Genomic DNA, 18,029 nt, shown 5'->3' with positions numbered 1-18,029 from the left:
GCAGGTGGTTTTTTGTTTCGCACGCACACGAGCTCAACTAGGTCTAAAGACAATAAAAAAAAAGAAAATCAAATGATTTTCTTTTTCAAACTGTTTAATCTTTAATTTGACTCATAACTTCTTCAGCAAAATTATCAGTTTTCTTTTCGATTCCTTCACCAACTTCGAAACGAATAAAGGAAACCAGTTTACCATTCTTAGAAGCAACAAATTTAGCAACTGTCTGATCAGGATCTTTAACAAATTCTTGATCAGCCAAACTAATTTCGCTCAAATATTTATTTAAACGACCAGCAACCATTTTTTCAACGATTTTTTCTGGCTTGCCTTCATTCAAAGCTTCTTGTTTAAGAACTTCTTTTTCATGTTCCAATTCAGCAGCTGGAACTTGGTCACGATCCAAATATTTAGGATTGATTGCAGCAACATGCATTGCAACATCCTTAGCAGTTGCTTCATCAGCACCATCTAACACAACAACAGTTGCAATTTTGCCACCCATATGCAAGTATGCTCCAACAGCTTGATTTGCTTTGGTTTCAACTAAGGCAAAACGGCGCAAAGTAATCTTTTCACCAATAACCTGTGTTGCTTCAATAATCTTATCGTTAATTGTTCGGCCGTCGGTGTTTAAAGCTAAAGCGGCTGCAACATCTGCCGGTTTGTTTTTAGCAATCGCGGTTGCAATTAATTTTACTAAATCTTTAAATTTTGCGTTTTGAGCCACAAAATCAGTTTCAGCATTTACTTCAACTACTGCTGTAGTATTGCCTACAGTTTCAACATCTGCCAATCCCTCAGCTGCGACCCGATCGCTCTTTTTAGCTGCTTTGGCAATTCCTTTTTCACGCAGAAAATCAATTGCCTTTGCAATATCGCCATCGACTTCAACCAAGGCTTTCTTAGCATCCATAATTCCAACACCAGTTTTGTTGCGAAGTTCTTTTACTTGAGCTGCAGTAACTTTTGCCATTGATAAATCCTCCTAAATTTCAAAAAAGCTGCCCCAAACTTTAGGCTTTATCACGCCCGAGTTCGAGACAGCCTCAGTTTAATTATTCAGCATCTTTACTATCTTTTTTACCTTCAACTGCTGCAACAATATCTTCAATTGACTTAGTCTTTGAATTCTGATCAGCTGCTGCAAAATCTTCATCTGCAGCCTGATCTTCTCCCTGACGTCCTTCAACGATTGCATCAGCCATCTTAGATGTAATTAAACGAACAGCGCGAATTGCATCATCGTTAGATGGAATTTTAACATCAATTTCATCCGGATCAGCATTGGTATCAACCATAGCAATAATCGGAATGTTCAACTTACGTGCTTCTTTAACAGCAATTCTTTCTTTACGCGGATCAACAATGAACAATGCGTCCGGCAAATGTGGCATATCTTCAATTCCACCTAAGAATTTCTCCAAACGTTCTCTTTGTTTGATCAACAAAGCAACTTCCTTCTTAGGTAAAACATCAAATGTTCCATCTTCAGACATTGCTTTAATTTCTTTCAAACGTTTAATCCGTTTCTGAATTGTATCCCAGTTGGTTAAGGTTCCACCTAACCAACGGTGATTAACATAAAATTGGCCAGCACGTTTTGCTTCTTCTTCAATTGCATCCTGAGCTTGTTTTTTTGTACCTACAAATAAAACAACTCCATTATTGCCAGCAACGTCCTTTACAAAATCATATGCCTTATCGATTAATTTTACCGTTTTCTGTAAATCAATGATATAAATACCATTCCGTTCGGTAAAAATATATTTTTTCATCTTTGGATTCCAGCGACGTGTCTGGTGACCAAAGTGTACACCTGCTTCAAGCAGCTGTTTCATGGTAATAACTGACATGATATAGACCCTCCAAAATTGTTTTTTTCCTCCCCAAGTGTTAAATAAATCGGACCCGTCACAAACGAGCAACACCGTTTATCATCCACCAAGGTGTGAATTGATGCAGAAAGCACCTTAAGTATTCTATAACATCTAGCTTTAAAGAGCAAGCTTTTTATTATCGAATCTTAACAACTGTATCAGCAGTGCCTTTTTCACAAACACTCTTTGCACTATTTAATGAAATTAAGACCATATTTTCAACCGCAGTTGTAGTGTAAAACGCAATGTGTGGTGTAATCAATACATTTTGTTGTTGCATTAATTCCTTAAACAATGGATCTTTGATTTTCTGCCCACGCAAATCATGATTAAATAATGCACTTTCATTTTCGTAAGTATCCAGAGCTGCTCCTGCTACTTTACCAGACTTGAGTGCCGCCAGTAAAGCCTTAGTATCAATTAAAGTTCCGCGAGCTGTATTAATTAGATAAACTCCTGCTTTCATCTTAGCAAAAGCCTTTTCTCCAATTAAATGGCGATCTGTTGCAGTTGCCGGCATATGCAACGTTATTACATCAGCTTGGGCAAAAAGTTCATCGTATGAATCAACGTAAATTCCCTCTGCTTGTAATTGTGGATTCGGATACAAATCATATGCAATCACTTTTGCGCCGAAGCCACGATAAATGTCAATTGCAGCTCGGCCGATTCGACCGGTCCCAATTACCCCGACTGTTAAACTGCGCAGTTCTTTACCAACATGCGGAGCCCAGCGAAAATCCTGTTCAGCAATCTTTTGCCGAAAAATAGTCGTATTACGCACTAACTGCATTAATTGTGTTACTGAAAATTCAGCAATCGCGTTGGGAGAATAAGCGGGAACATTCGTAACCAGAACGCCGTTTGCCTTGGCTGCAGCCAAATCAATATTATCTGTACCAACATTGCGAATGGCAAAAACTTTGACACCGCAACGCTTGAAATGTTCAAACATCGCTGCTGGATAACTACCGGTCTGTAAAGCTAAGACACCATCATATCCATCCACTTGCTTAAGTGAAGCAGCTGTTAGTGCATCGGCAACTAATTTAACTTCAATCTGATTTTGCCGTGACCAGTTTTCAAAATAAGGTTGTTCGTCTTGACGAACGTTAAACGCGATAAACTTCATGATAAACCTCCAAAATAATCTAAATTACTGTGGTACTCTATCATACGGCTAGTGTTAATTTGAGTTATGATTACCCAAACTCACTTTCATTATTGTACCATGAAAATTCCGCATGCCAAAAAATTTAAACGATTACACCATGTAATTTCAGATAAGCTAATTTTTTTGACCGGGATTGGTGCTTAAATGCATATTCCGCTTTTAAAGCTGCTGATTTAGTCGCAAATTCTTCATGATAAATTAATTTTACTGGTCGATGATTTCGGGTATATTTAGCTCCTTGTCCCGAATTATGAACAGTCACACGCTGTTGTAAATCAGTTGTAAAGCCACCATAAAGTGAATGGTCCGCACACAATAACACATAAAAATAAAAAATTTGTTTATTTACCATAGAGCATTTCCTTAATCGGTTGGGTATATTTTCCTGTTTGATCATAAACTGTCAACGGTGGCAAAAATTTGATGCCAGTTTTACTACCATACTTAATGGCCTCAATCAGCACCATATTAGCAGCCTTAGCAGCTTTAGGATAAACTAACCGGACCTCATTGACAGCTAAATGATACTTAGGAAACAGTTCCAGCAACTCACTAAACCTTTCTGGTCGCTGAATCAAAAAAAGTTTGCCTTTCGTTTTTAATAAGCCACTGCTAATTGCAACTATCTCTTCTAGGTTAATTGCAATTTCATGCCTGGCAATTGCTAAATATTGATTCGGATTCTTCCGACTTTGTGGCAAATCAGCAAAATATGGTGGATTACAAGTTACAGTATCAACTGAATCTTTTGAAATATAATCAAAAACTTTTTGGGCGGCGATTGGTAAAACCGAAACCTGTCCTTCCAAATGGTTAAGCTGGACACTCCGTTGTGCCATATCGGCTAAACGCGGCTGAATTTCAACAGCCGTAATCGCTGCCGGTGTTTTATCTGTTAAAAATAAAGCAACAGCTCCGTTACCCGCACACAGATCCACAATTTTCCCCTTAGCTTTGCGTGGTGGCCGCGCAAAATTTGCTAGTAGTACGGCATCTAACGAAAAAGAAAATACCTCTGGACTTTGAATGACCTTAATATTACTCGCATAAAGCATATCAATTCGCTCACTTGGGTTTAATTCCATCTTGACTCCACCTTTTCAACTTGAAAGATTGCCCAAAATTAGGCATACTATTCCTGAACCGTATTAATTTTAATCAGAAAGGAACGTAACAAATGTTCTATTCTTTTGTTCGCGTTGTTGCACGCGTAATTTTATTCTTAGTCAACGGCAACGCTCATTATCTAAATAAGAAAAAACTTCCTACCGGGAACTATATTCTTGTTGGACCTCACCGAACTTGGTTTGACATGATTTATTTTGCCCTTGGAGCCGCACCTAAGAAATTCTCTTTTATGGCAAAAAAAGAACTTTTCAAAAACCCGATTTTGCGTTTTATTTTAGTTCATGCCAATGCTTTTCCGGTCGATCGCAAAACTCCAGGACCTTCAGCCATCAAAATTCCAGTCCGGTGGCTAAGAAAACGTGATTTATCTTTAATCATGTTTCCCTCTGGTACACGTCATTCACAAAAATTAAAGGGCGGAGTAATTTTAATTGCTAAATTGGCTAAAGTTCCAATTGTACCAGCTGTTTACCAAGGTCCATTAACATTTAAACAGCTATTTACACGCAAAAAGGTAATTATTAATTATGGTGATCCAATCGTTGTCGATTCAAAAGCTAAATTGGATGATCAATTTGAACAAAAAATCATTACCAAAATGAACCAAGCCTTTCAGCAATTAGATCAACAAATTAATCCCGACTTTGTTTACCATGATCCAAAAGAAACTGAAAAAAACTAACAAAAGATTATAGGGAGCTGCAGCAATTTGCCGCAGCCCCCTATTTATGTTCTGCAAAGAACAATTATTTTTTTGAATTTTGCTTGGCACTTTGCGTTTTCATCGCATTCATCATTTGATGCAGTTTACGCTCTGATGGCTTTTGCCCCATCTGCAGCATCATCATTTTTAACATATTTTCATTAATTGGTGGGTTTTTCTTTAAATAACTTTCCATATATTTACGTGCTGCAAAAAAACCGCCAACAAATCCTAAAACCAAAGCTATGATGATTAATAAAATCCAGACAGCCGTTGACATAGCAATAACTCCTTTCAATTCACTTCATTGATAATTTTACACAAGTCCAGCCTAAAAATAAAGCCAAAGTTAATTAATCATCTCGCAACCCCTTTTGTTTCTGGATCTTACGAACCTTTTCGGGAGTCACTTCTTGCCCTGCTTTATTAAAAACACGCATCATTTCAACATCACTACGAAAACTTTTCCGAAATAGGGCTAAGTAAGTTTCACGCAAACTTTTCTGTTCGGCTTGCTCAGACTTGCTTAATCCGACTGTTTTCTTTTTATGTGCCAATTCATTGATTCGCTTAATCAATTTTTGGGGAATTTGTTCTGACATTTTTCAACCCTCGTAATCTATTTATTAATTTGTTAGCAACAATATGTATCTTACTCGAAATCAATTGGATTTTCAAACCTGACGAACGTTTGTTTGCTATGAACAAGCGCCTATGTTATGATAAAAAATAGTAAATATAATTGGAGTGTCTTTCATGACAAAAACATCTGAAAAAAAACAATTAGCCATTTTGAAATTCATTCATGAACGAGTTACCGCTAAGGGGTATCCTCCAACCGTTAGAGAAATATGTGAAGCAGTTAATCTTTCCTCTACCTCCACAGTTCATGGCCATTTGACGCGGCTGCAAAAAAAAGGGTATCTGCAAAAAGATGCTACCAAACCGCGGGCAATTGAACTAACCAGCGCCGGCCTATCATTGCTGGGTATCAAAGCTAATCAGAATAAGATTCCGATGGTCGGAACCGTCACGGCAGGATCACCTATTTTAGCAGTTGAAGAAACAACCGATTTTTTCCCTTTGCCTCCCGAATTTGATTCTGCTGATAATTTATTTATGCTGACAATTCGTGGTGAAAGTATGATCAATGCAGGCATTTTAAACGGTGATCAAGTAATCGTTCGCAAACAGCGTTTTGCCGATAACGGTGATATCGTCATCGCTTTGACAGAGGAAAATGAGGCTACCTGCAAACGATTCTTTAAAGAAAACGGTCACTTCCGATTGCAACCGGAAAATGATACTTTAGCACCAATTATTTTGCCGAATGTCTTAATCTTAGGTAAAGTCATTGGTTTATATCGAAATTTTATTTAAACTTAAAACACTGTTATAGTTTATGATTTTGACTATGACAGTGTTTTTTTGCAGCAAATTAATCATTCTTTTTCGATTTAATGGCTAAGTTCAATAGTTCAGCCGCATGTTCTTTGGTTAGTGGCGTAATTTGGCTACCGGCCAACATCCGAGCTAATTCATCAATCCGCTGTTGCTCGTTTAACCAATGAACCGTCGTTTCAGTTCTTCCTGCTGTGACCTGTTTGTTGACCAACAGCTGATGATCACTGACGGCAGCAACTTGGGGCAAATGTGTAATACATAAGACTTGCGAATGTTTGGCAATCTGTAAAATTTTTTCAGCAATTGCCTGTGCTACTCGCCCACCTACTCCGGTATCAACCTCATCAAATATAATACTAGTCACGTTTTGCTGAACTGAAAAAATCGTCTTAAGCGCCAGCATAATACGTGAAAGTTCCCCGCCTGACGCAATCTTAACCAACGGGCCAACCACTTCACCCGGATTAGTTTGAATATAAAATTCAGCTTTATCAGCACCGTTCAAATCAAGCTGTGGTAATGAGCGAAAACGAACCTCAAAAACGGCTTTGTCCATATAAAGTGCTCGTAATTGTTTATGGACTGCAACTGTTAATTTTTTGGCAGCCTGATGCCGTAGTTTTGTCAACTGTTCAGCTAATTTTTGTGCTACCTTTAGACTTTGCCGGACTTGGAGTTCTAATTGATCACTGTCAGATTCGCTGCTTTCCATTTGCTGCAACTCACGGGTGATTTTTTGATAATACGCTAAAATCTCAGCAACACTATTGCCATATTTATGCTCTAGTTGATTAATCAATTCAAGCCGCTCATTGACCTGCTCTAAACGGTCTTCATCCCATTCAAGTAATTCCAGCTGATTAGACAGATCATGCCCAGTATCTTGCAGCAGATAAAAAGCGCTCGCCAGATTATCACTGATTTTCTTAAAAGTTGCTGAAAAACTGCTAATCTGCTCAAGAGATTCCATAGCTTTGCCCACTTGATCAATTATCGCCGCCGGATCACCAGTTAGTAATTGATAACTGTTAGCCAATGATCGCTGAATCAATTGAAAATTCTCAAGTTTTTCTTTTTCTTGTTGCAGTTGTTTTTCTTCTGCTTTTTTCAAGTCAGCTGCGCCAATCTCTTTGGCTTGAAATCTAAGCATATCTAAACGCTGCGCCCAGCTTTGTTCGTTTTTCTTGCGGCGTTGAAGCTGCTTGGCAAAGTGTTGATATTTCCCAAAAGCAACTTGATATTTTTGCTTAATTGGACTGATTGCCGAGTCAAATTGATCTAACAGCTGTAAGTGATTCTCGACATGCATTAAACTCTGTTGTTCATTTTGACCATGAATATCCAACAAATGCTTGCCGACACGACGAAGAATTGCCCGGGTAACCATCAAACCATTAATTCGGCAAATTCCATGACCGTTGCGGCTATATTCCCGTTGAATGATCAAATTTCCATCATCGGTATTAACACCCAATTGCTGCAGTAACTCATGTACTTGTGAATCATTCGGTAAATCAAACAAACCTTGTAAAATAAACTTATTGGCATTTTGACGAATAAATTCTTGTGAGGCACGACCGCCAGCTAACAAACCGAGTGCGTCAATCACAATTGATTTACCGGCACCGGTTTCTCCCGTAATGGTTGTCATATTAGCCTGAAAATTTATATCCAAATTTTCAATAATTGCAAAATCTCTAATTGTCAGCTCACGCAACATTAATTCATCCGCCCTACCTCTCACTTATTAACTAATCATATCCAACAATAATTGCTGGGTCTGCTTTGCCGCTTCACTACTCTTGGAAATAACTAAAATTGTATCATCATCCCCCAAGGCACCAAAAATTTCCTCAATCTTCAATTGATCGATTAAATTAGCAATTGCCGGCCCGTTTCCCGGTAAAACCTTGATCAGGAAAAAAACATCATGTAGCCGTGAAGAAACATAGGCATCATGCAACGTCTTTTTCAACTTCTTTTCGGCATTTAATTTTTTTTCAGCAGGTAAGCTATACTGGTAGCCTCCGTTAGCTGATGGAAGTTTAACCAACTGCAATTCTTTAATATCACGTGAAATTGTTGCTTGCGTAACAGCAATTCCTTGCTCTTCTAATAATTTAACAATGTCTTCCTGGCGATCAATGCTATACTGCTGGATTAACTTTTTGATTGCCCTTTGTCGCTCCTGTTTTCGCATCATTCTCACAACCTCTCTAATAATACTCATTAACTATTCATATAATAGCCTAAATTGAATAATTATTAAAGAAAATTCAGCAAATTCACTTGAATTATTTTAAATGCTGCCAAGCAGCTGCCAAAACTTGTGAAATATTGATTTTTTCAGCTATCCGTCCAGCTCGGTCACATTTTTTTAAGTGTACCAAGAATTCAATATTTCCAGTTCCACCAGTAATCGGCGAAAAATCTAAGCCTAATACATCATATTGTGCTGTTGTTGCAAATTGCAAAATTTCAGTTAAAACTTCTTGATGAACTTGTGGATCACGAATAATACCATGTTTGCCAACTTTTTGCCTTCCAGCTTCAAATTGTGGCTTGATTAAGGCAACAACTTCACCACCTAGGGGCAAGATTTTATGCAAAGTTGGTAAAATTAATTTTAGTGAAATAAACGAAACATCGATCGATGCAAATTCTGGAATACCTGCTGTAAAATCAGCTGGTTGGCTATAACGAAAATTAGTATTCTCCATCACAATAACTCGCGGGTCTTGCCGTAATTTCCAAACCAACTGATTAGTTCCGACATCTAGGGCATAACTACGTTTAGCACCATTTTGCAGCATAACATCAGTAAATCCACCCGTTGAAGAACCAATATCTAAAACTGTTTTCCCTTTAACTTCAATTTTAAAAACATTCAGCGCTTTGGCTAATTTTAATCCACCTCGGCTGACATAGGGCAATTTGCTGCCCTTAAAGTGCAGTTTAGTCGCTGCATCAATCTTCATTCCCGGCTTGTCAAGTCTTTCTTCATTTGCTCCTAAAATTTCTCCAGCCATAACTGCTCGTTTAGCCTGCTCACGACTGGAAAAAAGACCCTGTTCAACTAATAAAACATCGACACGCTGTTTTGTCATGATTTTTCCACTATATAATTCACAGACAAACACTATATTCAGTAAAAATAATCATGTTTGAAAAAGAATTATAGTTTTTCCTTTCTTAAATTGTTTCTTTCAATTATCCATTATGGTCCAATACTCTGCTATCTAGGCAATTTTCCTCAACAAACTCAGGAGAGTAAAGCACTAGTTTCTACTGTTGCGTTAATTTTCCAAATAAAATTATTCTACTCAGATTAAATATTTATACGCTTGATCAGTCTTTAAGAAAAGTAAACGCCGTTTCATTTAGCGAGCAAAATAAATTGTTCAACTGCAAATTCATTTCTTTCGCCTATGAACTTTTTTATCCTTATTTACATTAATTAAACTGCTCTATATCGCAAAATACCCCAACATTCCCTTTAACAACAAACAATCATATCCCAGCTGTTGCAATTGGCTAACCGCTTGATTTGCTCGGTTGATTGCTTTTTTAAGTGAAACTTGCGCTCCATCAAGACCTAAAAGGCCAGGGTAAGTATTTTTATGTTCTGCTTGGTCCTTATGCACTTGTTTCCCTAAAGCCGCCGTGGTACTGGTTTCATCTAAAATATCATCATATATTTGAAATGCTAATCCAAAAGCCTGACCATATTCAGTAATTAATTTCTCAATTTTTTTATCAGCTTGAGCTAAAATTGTTCCTGCTTGACAGGCATATAGTAATAAAGCTCCCGTTTTTTGCTGATGTAATCGTTGCAATTCAGCTAAGGTCAGTTTCTTTTTTTCACCTAAAATGTCACTCATTTGACCGCTGACCATTCCTTGAGCACCCGCAGCTTGAGCTAATTTTTCAACCATTTTAAGAAGCTCAGTCGGTTGAAGATCAGCTGATGCTAACCAAGCAAAAGTGTTTGTCAGTAATGCATCTCCTGCCAAAACGGCTGCTGCATGACCAAAAACTTTATGATTAGTTGGTTGTCCGCGCCGCAAATCATCATTATCCATTTCCGGTAAATCATCATGAATCAATGAATACGTATGCAACAGTTCCAAACTAGCTGCTGCTGTTAGTGCTCCCTTAGTAATTTTCCCACCTAAATCTTGACAAACTGCCAACATCAACAATGGGCGAATTCGCTTTCCACCAGCCATAACCGAATAAGACATCGCTTTAATTAAATAGGGATTACCAGTCAACGAACTCAAATATTGTTGTAAATACTGTTCAATTAATGAACGGTATTGTTGTGTAAAATCCGTTAACTCTTTACTTTTCATCTTGACTATCCCGCTCAAAATCAGTCATCTTACCATTTTCATCAACAACCTGCGTTAATGTTTTTTCAGCTGTTTCTAATTGCTGCTGCAACAATCGGCTAAGTTTTATTCCTTGCTGAAATTGATCAAGTGCCGTTTCCAACGGTACATCACCTTTTTCCAATTGTTGAACAATTTTCTCCAGAGCTGCCAATTGGGTCTCAAAGGTTGGTTTTTCTGTCATCTGTAACATCCTTTCTAATTTTTAAAGTTTTTGCTGTTATTTGACCATCAGTTACATGATATACAAAGTTTTTATCAACTTCAAAATTGGCTGTCTGTTTAAGCACTTTTCCTTCACTGGTTGCAAAACCATAGCCACGTGCCAAGACTTTCAACGGACTCAAGGCATCTAACTGGATCACCGATTCTGCCAAACGCCGCTGTTGACTGTGCAGATAATTGATTGCATTTTTGTGCAAATTTGCCTGCAAATAATTTAACTGCCGTTGCTGCAGATGCACCTGCTCAAGCGGATTCAAACGATTTAATCGTTGATTCAATAGTACTGTTTGCCGTTCTTTAGTAAGTAATTGCTGCTGCCAAGCTTGCTGAAGCCGGCGCGTTAGTAAATCTAATTTTTGATAATACCCTTCGTACAATCTTCCTGGTTGAGAAAAAATCGGTGTCTGAGCCAACCGCTGCCACTGCTGGTTCTTAGCCCGCAATAAAGCTCGAAACGCCTGATACAAACGTAAACGCTGCTGCTTTAGCTTCAGTAATTCATCACTCAAAACTGGAACTGCCAACTCAGCTGCTGCTGTCGGAGTAGCTGCCCGGACATCTGCAACCAAGTCAGTTAAAGTTGTGTCTGTCTCATGTCCCACTGAAGAAATTACCGGAATTGAACACGCTGCCAAGGCTCGAACAACTTGTTCTTCATTAAAAGGCCAAAGATCCTCAATTGAACCACCACCGCGACCAATAATTAAAACATCAAAATTTCCTATTTGATCAACTTGGTGAATTCTTTTCGTCAGCTCCGCTGCTGCTGCATCGCCTTGAACTTGGGCTGGAAATAAATATAGCTGAGCCGGAGGATAACGGCGATGGGCCGTTGTCATAATATCCTTAATAACTGCACCGGAACGACTAGTAATAACGGCAATCTTTCGCGGGAAATGCGGTAAAATCTGTTTTGGCTGTGAAAATACTCCTTCGGCAGCAAGCTTTTTTTTCAGCTGTTCATAGGCTTGATATAAAGCTCCAACACCGGCTGGTTCCATTTGCTCAACATAAATTTGATAGCTGCCACTAGGCGGATACAGTGATATTCGCCCGACAACCATAACTTTCATGCCTTCTTCTGGCTGAAAACGAATTTTTGCAAAAGCCGAGCGAAACATAATAGCGCTGATTTTAGCATGCTCGTCTTTCAAACTAAAATACTGGTGTGCATTTCGGCGGATTCGAAAATTAGAAATTTCTCCAGTTAGATAAATTCGCCCTAAATATGGGTCCATATCAAACTTTCTTTTTAGATACTGCGTTAATTCACTGACCGTTAAATATTCCTCAGTTGCTGCCAAGCTATTTCACGCTCCGTTCTGCAAAATCAACGGTTTGTTTCATTAACATTGCAATCGTCATTGGGCCCACCCCACCTGGTACCGGTGTCAAATAACTGGCAATATCAGCCACTTTGATTTGATCAATATCTCCAACCAATTTGCCAGCAGCATTTCGATTTATGCCAACATCAATCACAACAGCCCCGGATTTAATAGCCGTTTGTGAAAACAATTCGGCCTTGCCTACGGCCGCTACCAAAATATCAGCTCGTCTAGTTAATTCAAACAAATTTTTAGTATAACTATGCGCAACTGTAACTGTTGCATTATGATTAATCATTAGAGCTGCTAGTGGACGACCGACAATGTTACTGCGACCAACGATGACAACTTTTTTCCCGGCTAAAGGAATTCGATATTCTGCCAATAACTGCATAATTCCATTAGGTGTACATGGAATAGCATATGGAGCACCCATAAATAATTTTCCCATGTTAAATGGATGAAAACCATCAACATCTTTTAGCGGATCAATCGCTTGAATAATTGTCTCTTCATTAATTTGCGGCGGTAAAGGTAATTGCACCAAAATTCCATGAACAGTCACATCATTATTCAATTCTGCAATAATTTGTAATAATTTTTCCTCTGAAGTTGCTACTGGCAATCGTAAATCACTTGTTTCAATTCCGATTTTCTTCGCCATTCTTCGTTTGTTTCGTACGTAAATCTGACTGGCCGGATCATCACCGATTAATATTACTGCTAATTTTGGAGAAACTCCCCTTGCTTTCAATTTCGTTACTCGCTGCTGTAATTGTCCAGCAATTTTTTGTGAAAGTTTTTTCCCATCTAATTTGATTGCCAAGAAAATCGCCACCTTTAAGTCTGCTAAATACTAATCTACATTTTACCATATTTTCACAACGCAGATGGAGCTAAAAAAACTTGGATCAAATCAGTTTGCCAAATTGAGAACCTATAAATAAAAATTTGGTGTACCAATTAAAAAAGCTGTCTGTTCTATTAAGAACAAACAACTTGAGCAGGTTGATTATATCAATCCATTGTAGACTGATTAATTTATTCCATTCTATTACTTAACAACTAATTGAGCTGCAAAAATGTAAGTTATCCTCTTGAAATAATTTTCACAGTAGATCGTTCATCACAAAATTTATAAAAATTATTCTTTTTCTTGCACTAAGTTTGACAATACTCCATTAATGAAGCGTCGAGAAGTTTCATCACTAAATTCTTTAGCTAATTCCAATGCCTCATCAATTGCAACTCGATTAGGAGTTTCAGCGACGAATTCTATTTCAAAGGCAGCTAACTGCATAATCACCAAATCTGCTTTATTCAAGCGTTTCAATGACCAGCCTGTTTTTAAATACTTGATCAATAATTCATTTAGTTCTGTTAAATGGCTTTGGACACCAGTTACTAATAATTTTAAATAATCAGGTATTTCAGGCGTTAATTCAGTATTTTGCAATCTAAGCTGCTGATAAAGTGCTGTCAAATCCGTCGTTTCATTACTTTCCATTGCAAATAATATCTGAAAAGCAATCTCTCTCATCGAATGTCGTTTCATCACTTTTGTTCACCATTTTCTTCAGCAAATAAATTATTTGGGTCAACTGCTGAAGTCTGTTTAGCTGGGACAACACCCTGAACATAAACATTGACTGTCGTTAATTTCAATCCGGTCATAAACAGTAACTGCTGTTTAACTTTTTCTTGAATTTCCAAAGCAACTTTAGGCACTGAAACGCCATAATTCAAAAAAACGTAGATATCCGTACTAAGCTGGCCAGCTGATTGATCGATTTTAACACCCTTGCCGCGACTCTTGCGACCGAATAATTCATTCAAACTTGTAGCTAATGAGCCCCGCATTGAATAAACACCATCAATTTGCGTTGCTGCAATTCCAACAATCACTTCCAAAACCTCAGGGGCGATCTCAATGCTGCCACTAGCTGATTGATCATCGGCCAATATAATATTGTTATCTTCTGCCATTGGTTTTCCTCCTCGCTTTCAAGCTTTTAAGCCCGTGAAACATAACTTCCATCTTGCGTATTGATTGTCAAAACATCGCCTTCATTTACAAAGAATGGTACTTGAACTACCAAACCAGTTTCCATTTTAGCCGGTTTAGAGCCACCAGAAGCAGTATCGCCTTTAATGCCGGGTTCTGTCTCAGCAACTTTCAAATCAACCGTATTAGGTAAATCAACTCCCAAAGTCTCATTACCATGCATAATAATGCTGACAACCATATTTTCTTTAAGATAATTTAATTCATTTTTAATTCGATCTTCTGGTAGTTCCAATTGCTCGTAAGTAGTGGTATCCATGAAAACATAGTTAGTTCCATCTGCATATAAATACTGCATCTTACGATTATCGATCTGAGCCTGTTCAACTTTTTCACCAGCTCGGAAAGTTTTTTCCTGAACTGCACCTGTCCGTAAATTTTTAAGCTTAGAGCGGACAAAAGCTGACCCCTTGCCAGGTTTAACATGCTGAAATTCAACAACACGCCATAAATCTCCTTCAACCTCAATTGTCAATCCATTTTTAAATTCGTTTACCGAAATCATATTGCTCCTCCTAGAATAATTCTTCTGCCCAATATCAAATTCTGCAGAAAATCATATACAATTAATGATAGCAGTTTTGATCATTAAAATGCAAGTTCTCACTCATCTCAAACTCAAAGTTCATGATAATCACGGTCAAAATCAGTTAAAATCTCATAACCGGTATCTGTAACCAAAATATCATCCTCAATTCGAATTCCACCAATTTTAGGAACATAAACTCCTGGTTCGACCGTAACTACTTGACCAGGTTGTAGAATATCCTGTGAACGAGCTCCAAGTGCCGGCATTTCATGAATTGCCAAACCAATTCCATGACCCATGCCATGATTAAAGAATTTTCCATAACCGCCCTGTTCAATAATTCCACGTCCAATTTGATCAAGCTTTTTACCAGAAACTCCCGGCTTAATTGCACTGATCGTAGCTGCTTGCGCGTCTTTTACCAATTGATAAAGCCGTCGAAATTCATTTGATTGTTTTCCAATTGCAAACGTTCGGGTTACATCTGAAGTGTACTTATGTAAAAAATAGCCAAAATCTAACGTAATCATCGTGTTTTCTGCCAAGGCAGCTTGCGATGCTGTTGCATGCGGCCAAGTTGAGCGTTCGCCACTAGCAACAATCGTAGTGAATGATTTATCTTCCGCCCCATTATCTTGCATAAAGTGATCGAGAAAGACAGCTGTATCATGTTCTGTTATTTTCGTAAAATCTGTCTGTTGACGCAAGAATTCAAGAACTGCTTGATATCCGCGACCAGCCAATTGACACGAAGCCCGAAGCGCCGTTAACTCTGTTTGATCTTTAACTGAACGCAGTGACTCAATCACAGCCGTTACTGCTGCTAAATCACCAGGAAATTTTTCATCAAGGAAACTATAATCTGCATAACTAATTGTGCTTTCAAAAGCTAATGCTGTTAATTGAAATTTTTGTGCTAGCTGACAAGCCGCACCCAAATAATCACGGGTTAAAATTAATTGCCAATTTGGACACTCATGTTGAATCTGCTGTTCAAATCGCCAATCAGTGATCAAAAACTTTTCTTGCTCAGTGATCAATAACAGTCCATCATCTCCGGTAAAGCCACTCAAATAAAAGCGATTAACCGGATCGGTAATCAAAAAACTATCAAAATGCAATTCCTGCATTTTTTTTCGTAAACGTTCGACCCTTTGATTATCCATTTCACCCTCCTGATTAAAAAAGACCAATACAAAACTTGCGTTCCGCATTGGTCCATAAATTAAACTTATTCTGCAACTGGGTAAACAGAAACCTGCTTTTTGTCGTGACCTTTACGTTCAAAACGAACAACTCCATTTGCTTTAGCAAACAAAGTATTGTCACCACCCATACCAACATTAACACCAGGATAAATTTTTGTACCCCGTTGACGATAAATGATCGAACCGCTTGAAACAACCTGACCATCGGCCTGTTTTGCTCCTAAACGTTTTGATTCAGAATCACGTCCGTTAGCTGTTGAACCGCCGCCTTTTTTATGGGCGAAGAATTGTAAATTCATAATCATCACAAATCCACCTCCTATTAAATTATTCTGCATTAATTTTCAAATAATCGGAATAGGTCTGTGCTACATCATTCAATGCTAAACGAAGATTTTGCAGCAATAGCTGGGCAGCCGAGTTATCAGGATCCTTTAAAACAACTGCCAAAAAACCACCATTTTGCTCATCTTGTTCAACTGCTAAATCAGCTCCGGTCAACCTTTCTAATCCATTAACCGTACTAATTGCTAATGCTGACACAGCCGCACAAACAATGTCCTGTCCATACTCACCAGCATCAGCATGCCCCGTCAATTCAAAACCGCTAAGCTTTTTTCCTTGACCCTTGAAGACTGCACAAATCATAATTCATCATCCTTATTCTTAAGCATTGATCTCATCAATCACAACTTTAGTATAAGGTTGACGATGTCCTTGCTTTGTATGTGAATGTTTTTTAGGTTTGTATTTGTAAGTTACAACCTTACGTTCACGTCCCTGTTTTTCAACAGTTCCGACAACAGAAGCACCATCGACAAAAGGTTTGCCAATAACTGTTTTTTCGCCGCCAACTAAAACAACTTGGTCAAAAGTTACCTTTTCACCAGCATCAGCAGGCATTTTTTCAACATAAATTACTTGTCCAGCTTCAACTTTAAATTGTTTGCCACCGGTTTTAATAATTGCGTACATTTCTTGCACCTCCTTGAGTTTGCTTAGACTCGCCACAAACAGCAGTCACTGACTTTAAAACTATTTATGTGCGGTTGCAGTTGTGCAAGCACGAATGCAACGTCCAAATGATACCAAATAAATCATTTGGCGTCAATCAAACATAATTAAAGGCCCAGCAAAAACTGGACCCTTTTACACAACGATGGCGCGGGAGAGATTCGAACTCTCGACCGTCCGCTTAGAAGGCGGATGCTCTATCCAGCTGAGCTACCGAGCCATAAACAACGTAATGAATTATACGTTAAACCTCTTTAAATGTCAATCATACTAGTAGGTTTAATTTAATGTAAATTTAAAACAGATCTCTTGAAATGTTTTTGAAATCATGTAATAATAATGTAACACAAAAGTAATAGAAAGAAGTGAATTGAATGACTGCTTTTTTAGCAATAATCGGAATTTTAATTTTGGCTGGTGGGATTCAATTTTTTGAATATTCACAAAAAAAACAGTCAGCATGTAAGCACCTGAAACATGATGACACTCAATTCTGGATGCTTTAGCGACTGTCAATTTGGTTTGTTATGCCAATTGTGACAATATTTTTGTAAAATTGATTTTTAAATCAGTTAATCCGAATTTAATGAAAATATGCCAAGCATGCACAAACGCAGCTTGGTTTTTTTCTTGGTAACTTCTCGACAACAATTCAACCAAAGTCAAATATACTTGTTCAGTCGAAACTTTCAGTTGCTGTTGATTTAATTTCTTCTCCAACTTCTGATCTATCAATAGCTGATATCCCCATTTGTAATTTAAAGCAATTGTTAAAAATGCCGCCAAGGTCGCTTGATACGCCCGAAAAGTCGTAGTGGCATCTGTTTGTTTTAGATTTGCAAAAAGTGCTGCCAACTTTTGCTGCAACTCAGCATATTCTTGTGGTAATCTTTTTTGCGGATCTATTTCTCCTTGTGCCTTTGACTGTGCTAACTGTGCCTGCTGAACTAACGAAAGCATCTTTCTTACGTCCATTCTTT

24 protein-coding genes, 1 tRNA gene and 1 other annotated feature are annotated in these 18,029 nt (G+C 38.1%); of the genes, 2 read left to right on the top strand and 23 right to left on the bottom strand.

Going from position 1 to position 18,029, the window contains the following annotated elements; all coding sequences use genetic code 11:
- Nucleotides 1-94: 94 nt before the first annotated feature.
- From tsf to FC89_RS02610, 5 genes are all read right to left on the bottom strand, one after another.
- On the bottom strand, nt 95-973 hold the full coding sequence (tsf, locus tag FC89_RS02630; protein ID WP_057870998.1) for a translation elongation factor Ts: 879 nt from the start codon (nt 971-973) through the stop codon (nt 95-97).
- Nucleotides 974-1,055: 82 nt separating this feature from the next.
- A complete protein-coding gene (rpsB, locus tag FC89_RS02625) occupies nt 1,056-1,853 on the bottom strand; it encodes a 30S ribosomal protein S2 (protein WP_057870997.1) in 798 nt (265 codons plus the stop codon).
- A gap of 160 nt (nt 1,854-2,013) precedes the next feature.
- Nucleotides 2,014-3,009: a D-2-hydroxyacid dehydrogenase gene (locus tag FC89_RS02620; protein ID WP_057870996.1), complete on the bottom strand. Its 996-nt coding sequence runs from the start codon at nt 3,007-3,009 to the stop codon at nt 2,014-2,016.
- A 124-nt stretch (nt 3,010-3,133) separates the two neighbouring features.
- Complete coding sequence (locus FC89_RS02615) at nt 3,134-3,403, bottom strand: GIY-YIG nuclease family protein (protein ID WP_057870995.1); 270 nt, start codon at nt 3,401-3,403, stop codon at nt 3,134-3,136.
- Nucleotides 3,393-4,136 carry a tRNA1(Val) (adenine(37)-N6)-methyltransferase gene (locus FC89_RS02610; protein ID WP_057870994.1) on the bottom strand — a complete coding sequence of 248 codons (744 nt, stop codon included), beginning with the start codon at nt 4,134-4,136 and terminating at the stop codon, nt 3,393-3,395. The genes FC89_RS02615 and FC89_RS02610 overlap by 11 nt, the downstream gene beginning before the upstream one ends.
- 92 nt (nt 4,137-4,228) lie before the next feature.
- Here FC89_RS02610 and FC89_RS02605 point away from each other — a divergent pair, with 92 nt between their 5' ends.
- On the top strand, nt 4,229-4,861 hold the full coding sequence (locus tag FC89_RS02605; protein ID WP_057870993.1) for a lysophospholipid acyltransferase family protein: 633 nt from the start codon (nt 4,229-4,231) through the stop codon (nt 4,859-4,861).
- Between the two features lie 64 nt (nt 4,862-4,925).
- Here FC89_RS02605 and FC89_RS02600 read toward each other — a convergent pair whose 3' ends face one another.
- Nucleotides 4,926-5,162 (bottom strand): YneF family protein, encoded by a 237-nt coding sequence (locus tag FC89_RS02600; RefSeq protein ID WP_057870992.1) that lies wholly within the window; start codon nt 5,160-5,162, stop codon nt 4,926-4,928.
- 73 nt (nt 5,163-5,235) lie between these two features.
- Entirely contained in the window at nt 5,236-5,484 is a 249-nt protein-coding gene (locus FC89_RS02595; RefSeq protein WP_057870991.1) for a DUF896 domain-containing protein, read from the bottom strand.
- A 154-nt stretch (nt 5,485-5,638) separates the two neighbouring features.
- Between FC89_RS02595 and lexA the strand changes: the two genes are divergently transcribed.
- Nucleotides 5,639-6,262, top strand: coding sequence for a transcriptional repressor LexA (gene lexA, locus FC89_RS02590; protein ID WP_057870990.1), 624 nt, complete (start codon nt 5,639-5,641; stop codon nt 6,260-6,262).
- 58 nt (nt 6,263-6,320) lie between these two features.
- On the opposite strand, the gene recN is transcribed toward lexA, so the two are convergent.
- From recN to FC89_RS02510, 16 genes are all read right to left on the bottom strand, one after another.
- Complete coding sequence (recN, locus tag FC89_RS02585; protein WP_057870989.1) at nt 6,321-8,006, bottom strand: DNA repair protein RecN; 1,686 nt, start codon at nt 8,004-8,006, stop codon at nt 6,321-6,323.
- Between the two features lie 27 nt (nt 8,007-8,033).
- Entirely contained in the window at nt 8,034-8,486 is a 453-nt protein-coding gene (argR, locus tag FC89_RS02580) for an arginine repressor (RefSeq protein WP_057871005.1), read from the bottom strand.
- Between the two features lie 94 nt (nt 8,487-8,580).
- Complete coding sequence (locus FC89_RS02575; protein ID WP_057870988.1) at nt 8,581-9,393, bottom strand: TlyA family RNA methyltransferase; 813 nt, start codon at nt 9,391-9,393, stop codon at nt 8,581-8,583.
- A gap of 360 nt (nt 9,394-9,753) precedes the next feature.
- Complete coding sequence (locus FC89_RS02570) at nt 9,754-10,641, bottom strand: polyprenyl synthetase family protein (protein WP_057870987.1); 888 nt, start codon at nt 10,639-10,641, stop codon at nt 9,754-9,756.
- On the bottom strand, nt 10,631-10,864 hold the full coding sequence (locus tag FC89_RS02565) for an exodeoxyribonuclease VII small subunit (protein ID WP_057870986.1): 234 nt from the start codon (nt 10,862-10,864) through the stop codon (nt 10,631-10,633). Before FC89_RS02565 ends, FC89_RS02570 begins: the two co-directional genes overlap by 11 nt.
- Nucleotides 10,842-12,209 (bottom strand): exodeoxyribonuclease VII large subunit, encoded by a 1,368-nt coding sequence (gene xseA / locus FC89_RS02560; protein WP_057870985.1) that lies wholly within the window; start codon nt 12,207-12,209, stop codon nt 10,842-10,844. The genes FC89_RS02565 and xseA overlap by 23 nt, the downstream gene beginning before the upstream one ends.
- A 1-nt stretch (nt 12,210) precedes the next feature.
- Nucleotides 12,211-13,059 (bottom strand): bifunctional methylenetetrahydrofolate dehydrogenase/methenyltetrahydrofolate cyclohydrolase FolD, encoded by an 849-nt coding sequence (folD, locus tag FC89_RS02555; RefSeq protein WP_157060636.1) that lies wholly within the window; start codon nt 13,057-13,059, stop codon nt 12,211-12,213.
- A 318-nt stretch (nt 13,060-13,377) separates the two neighbouring features.
- The gene (gene nusB, locus FC89_RS02550) at nt 13,378-13,788 is read right to left on the bottom strand and encodes a transcription antitermination factor NusB (protein WP_057870984.1); all 411 of its coding nucleotides are present in this window, start codon (nt 13,786-13,788) and stop codon (nt 13,378-13,380) included.
- Nucleotides 13,788-14,219, bottom strand: coding sequence for an Asp23/Gls24 family envelope stress response protein (locus FC89_RS02545; RefSeq protein WP_057870983.1), 432 nt, complete (start codon nt 14,217-14,219; stop codon nt 13,788-13,790). Before FC89_RS02545 ends, nusB begins: the two co-directional genes overlap by 1 nt.
- 26 nt (nt 14,220-14,245) lie before the next feature.
- Nucleotides 14,246-14,803 (bottom strand): elongation factor P, encoded by a 558-nt coding sequence (gene efp, locus FC89_RS02540; protein ID WP_057870982.1) that lies wholly within the window; start codon nt 14,801-14,803, stop codon nt 14,246-14,248.
- 113 nt (nt 14,804-14,916) lie between these two features.
- Nucleotides 14,917-15,993 carry a M24 family metallopeptidase gene (locus FC89_RS02535; protein ID WP_057870981.1) on the bottom strand — a complete coding sequence of 359 codons (1,077 nt, stop codon included), beginning with the start codon at nt 15,991-15,993 and terminating at the stop codon, nt 14,917-14,919.
- Between the two features lie 65 nt (nt 15,994-16,058).
- Complete coding sequence (gene rpmA / locus FC89_RS02530) at nt 16,059-16,340, bottom strand: 50S ribosomal protein L27 (protein ID WP_057871003.1); 282 nt, start codon at nt 16,338-16,340, stop codon at nt 16,059-16,061.
- Nucleotides 16,341-16,362: 22 nt separating this feature from the next.
- The gene (locus tag FC89_RS02525) at nt 16,363-16,683 is read right to left on the bottom strand and encodes a ribosomal-processing cysteine protease Prp (RefSeq protein ID WP_057870980.1); all 321 of its coding nucleotides are present in this window, start codon (nt 16,681-16,683) and stop codon (nt 16,363-16,365) included.
- An 18-nt stretch (nt 16,684-16,701) separates the two neighbouring features.
- Nucleotides 16,702-17,010: a 50S ribosomal protein L21 gene (rplU, locus tag FC89_RS02520; protein WP_057870979.1), complete on the bottom strand. Its 309-nt coding sequence runs from the start codon at nt 17,008-17,010 to the stop codon at nt 16,702-16,704.
- A 15-nt stretch (nt 17,011-17,025) separates the two neighbouring features.
- Nucleotides 17,026-17,096, bottom strand: a sequence feature (ribosomal protein L21 leader region).
- 99 nt (nt 17,097-17,195) lie between these two features.
- Nucleotides 17,196-17,269 (bottom strand) — tRNA-Arg (locus tag FC89_RS02515).
- Nucleotides 17,270-17,574: 305 nt separating this feature from the next.
- On the bottom strand, nt 17,575-18,024 hold the full coding sequence (locus tag FC89_RS02510) for a hypothetical protein (protein WP_057870978.1): 450 nt from the start codon (nt 18,022-18,024) through the stop codon (nt 17,575-17,577).
- Between the last annotated feature and the right edge of the window lie 5 nt (nt 18,025-18,029).

It is taken from the genome of Liquorilactobacillus ghanensis DSM 18630 (assembly GCF_001435235.1).
In the GTDB taxonomy this organism is placed as follows: Bacteria; Bacillota; Bacilli; order Lactobacillales; family Lactobacillaceae; genus Liquorilactobacillus; species Liquorilactobacillus ghanensis.
The sequence above is the reverse complement of the archived record's forward strand: the minus strand, read 5'-3'. Positions and strand labels throughout refer to the sequence as shown.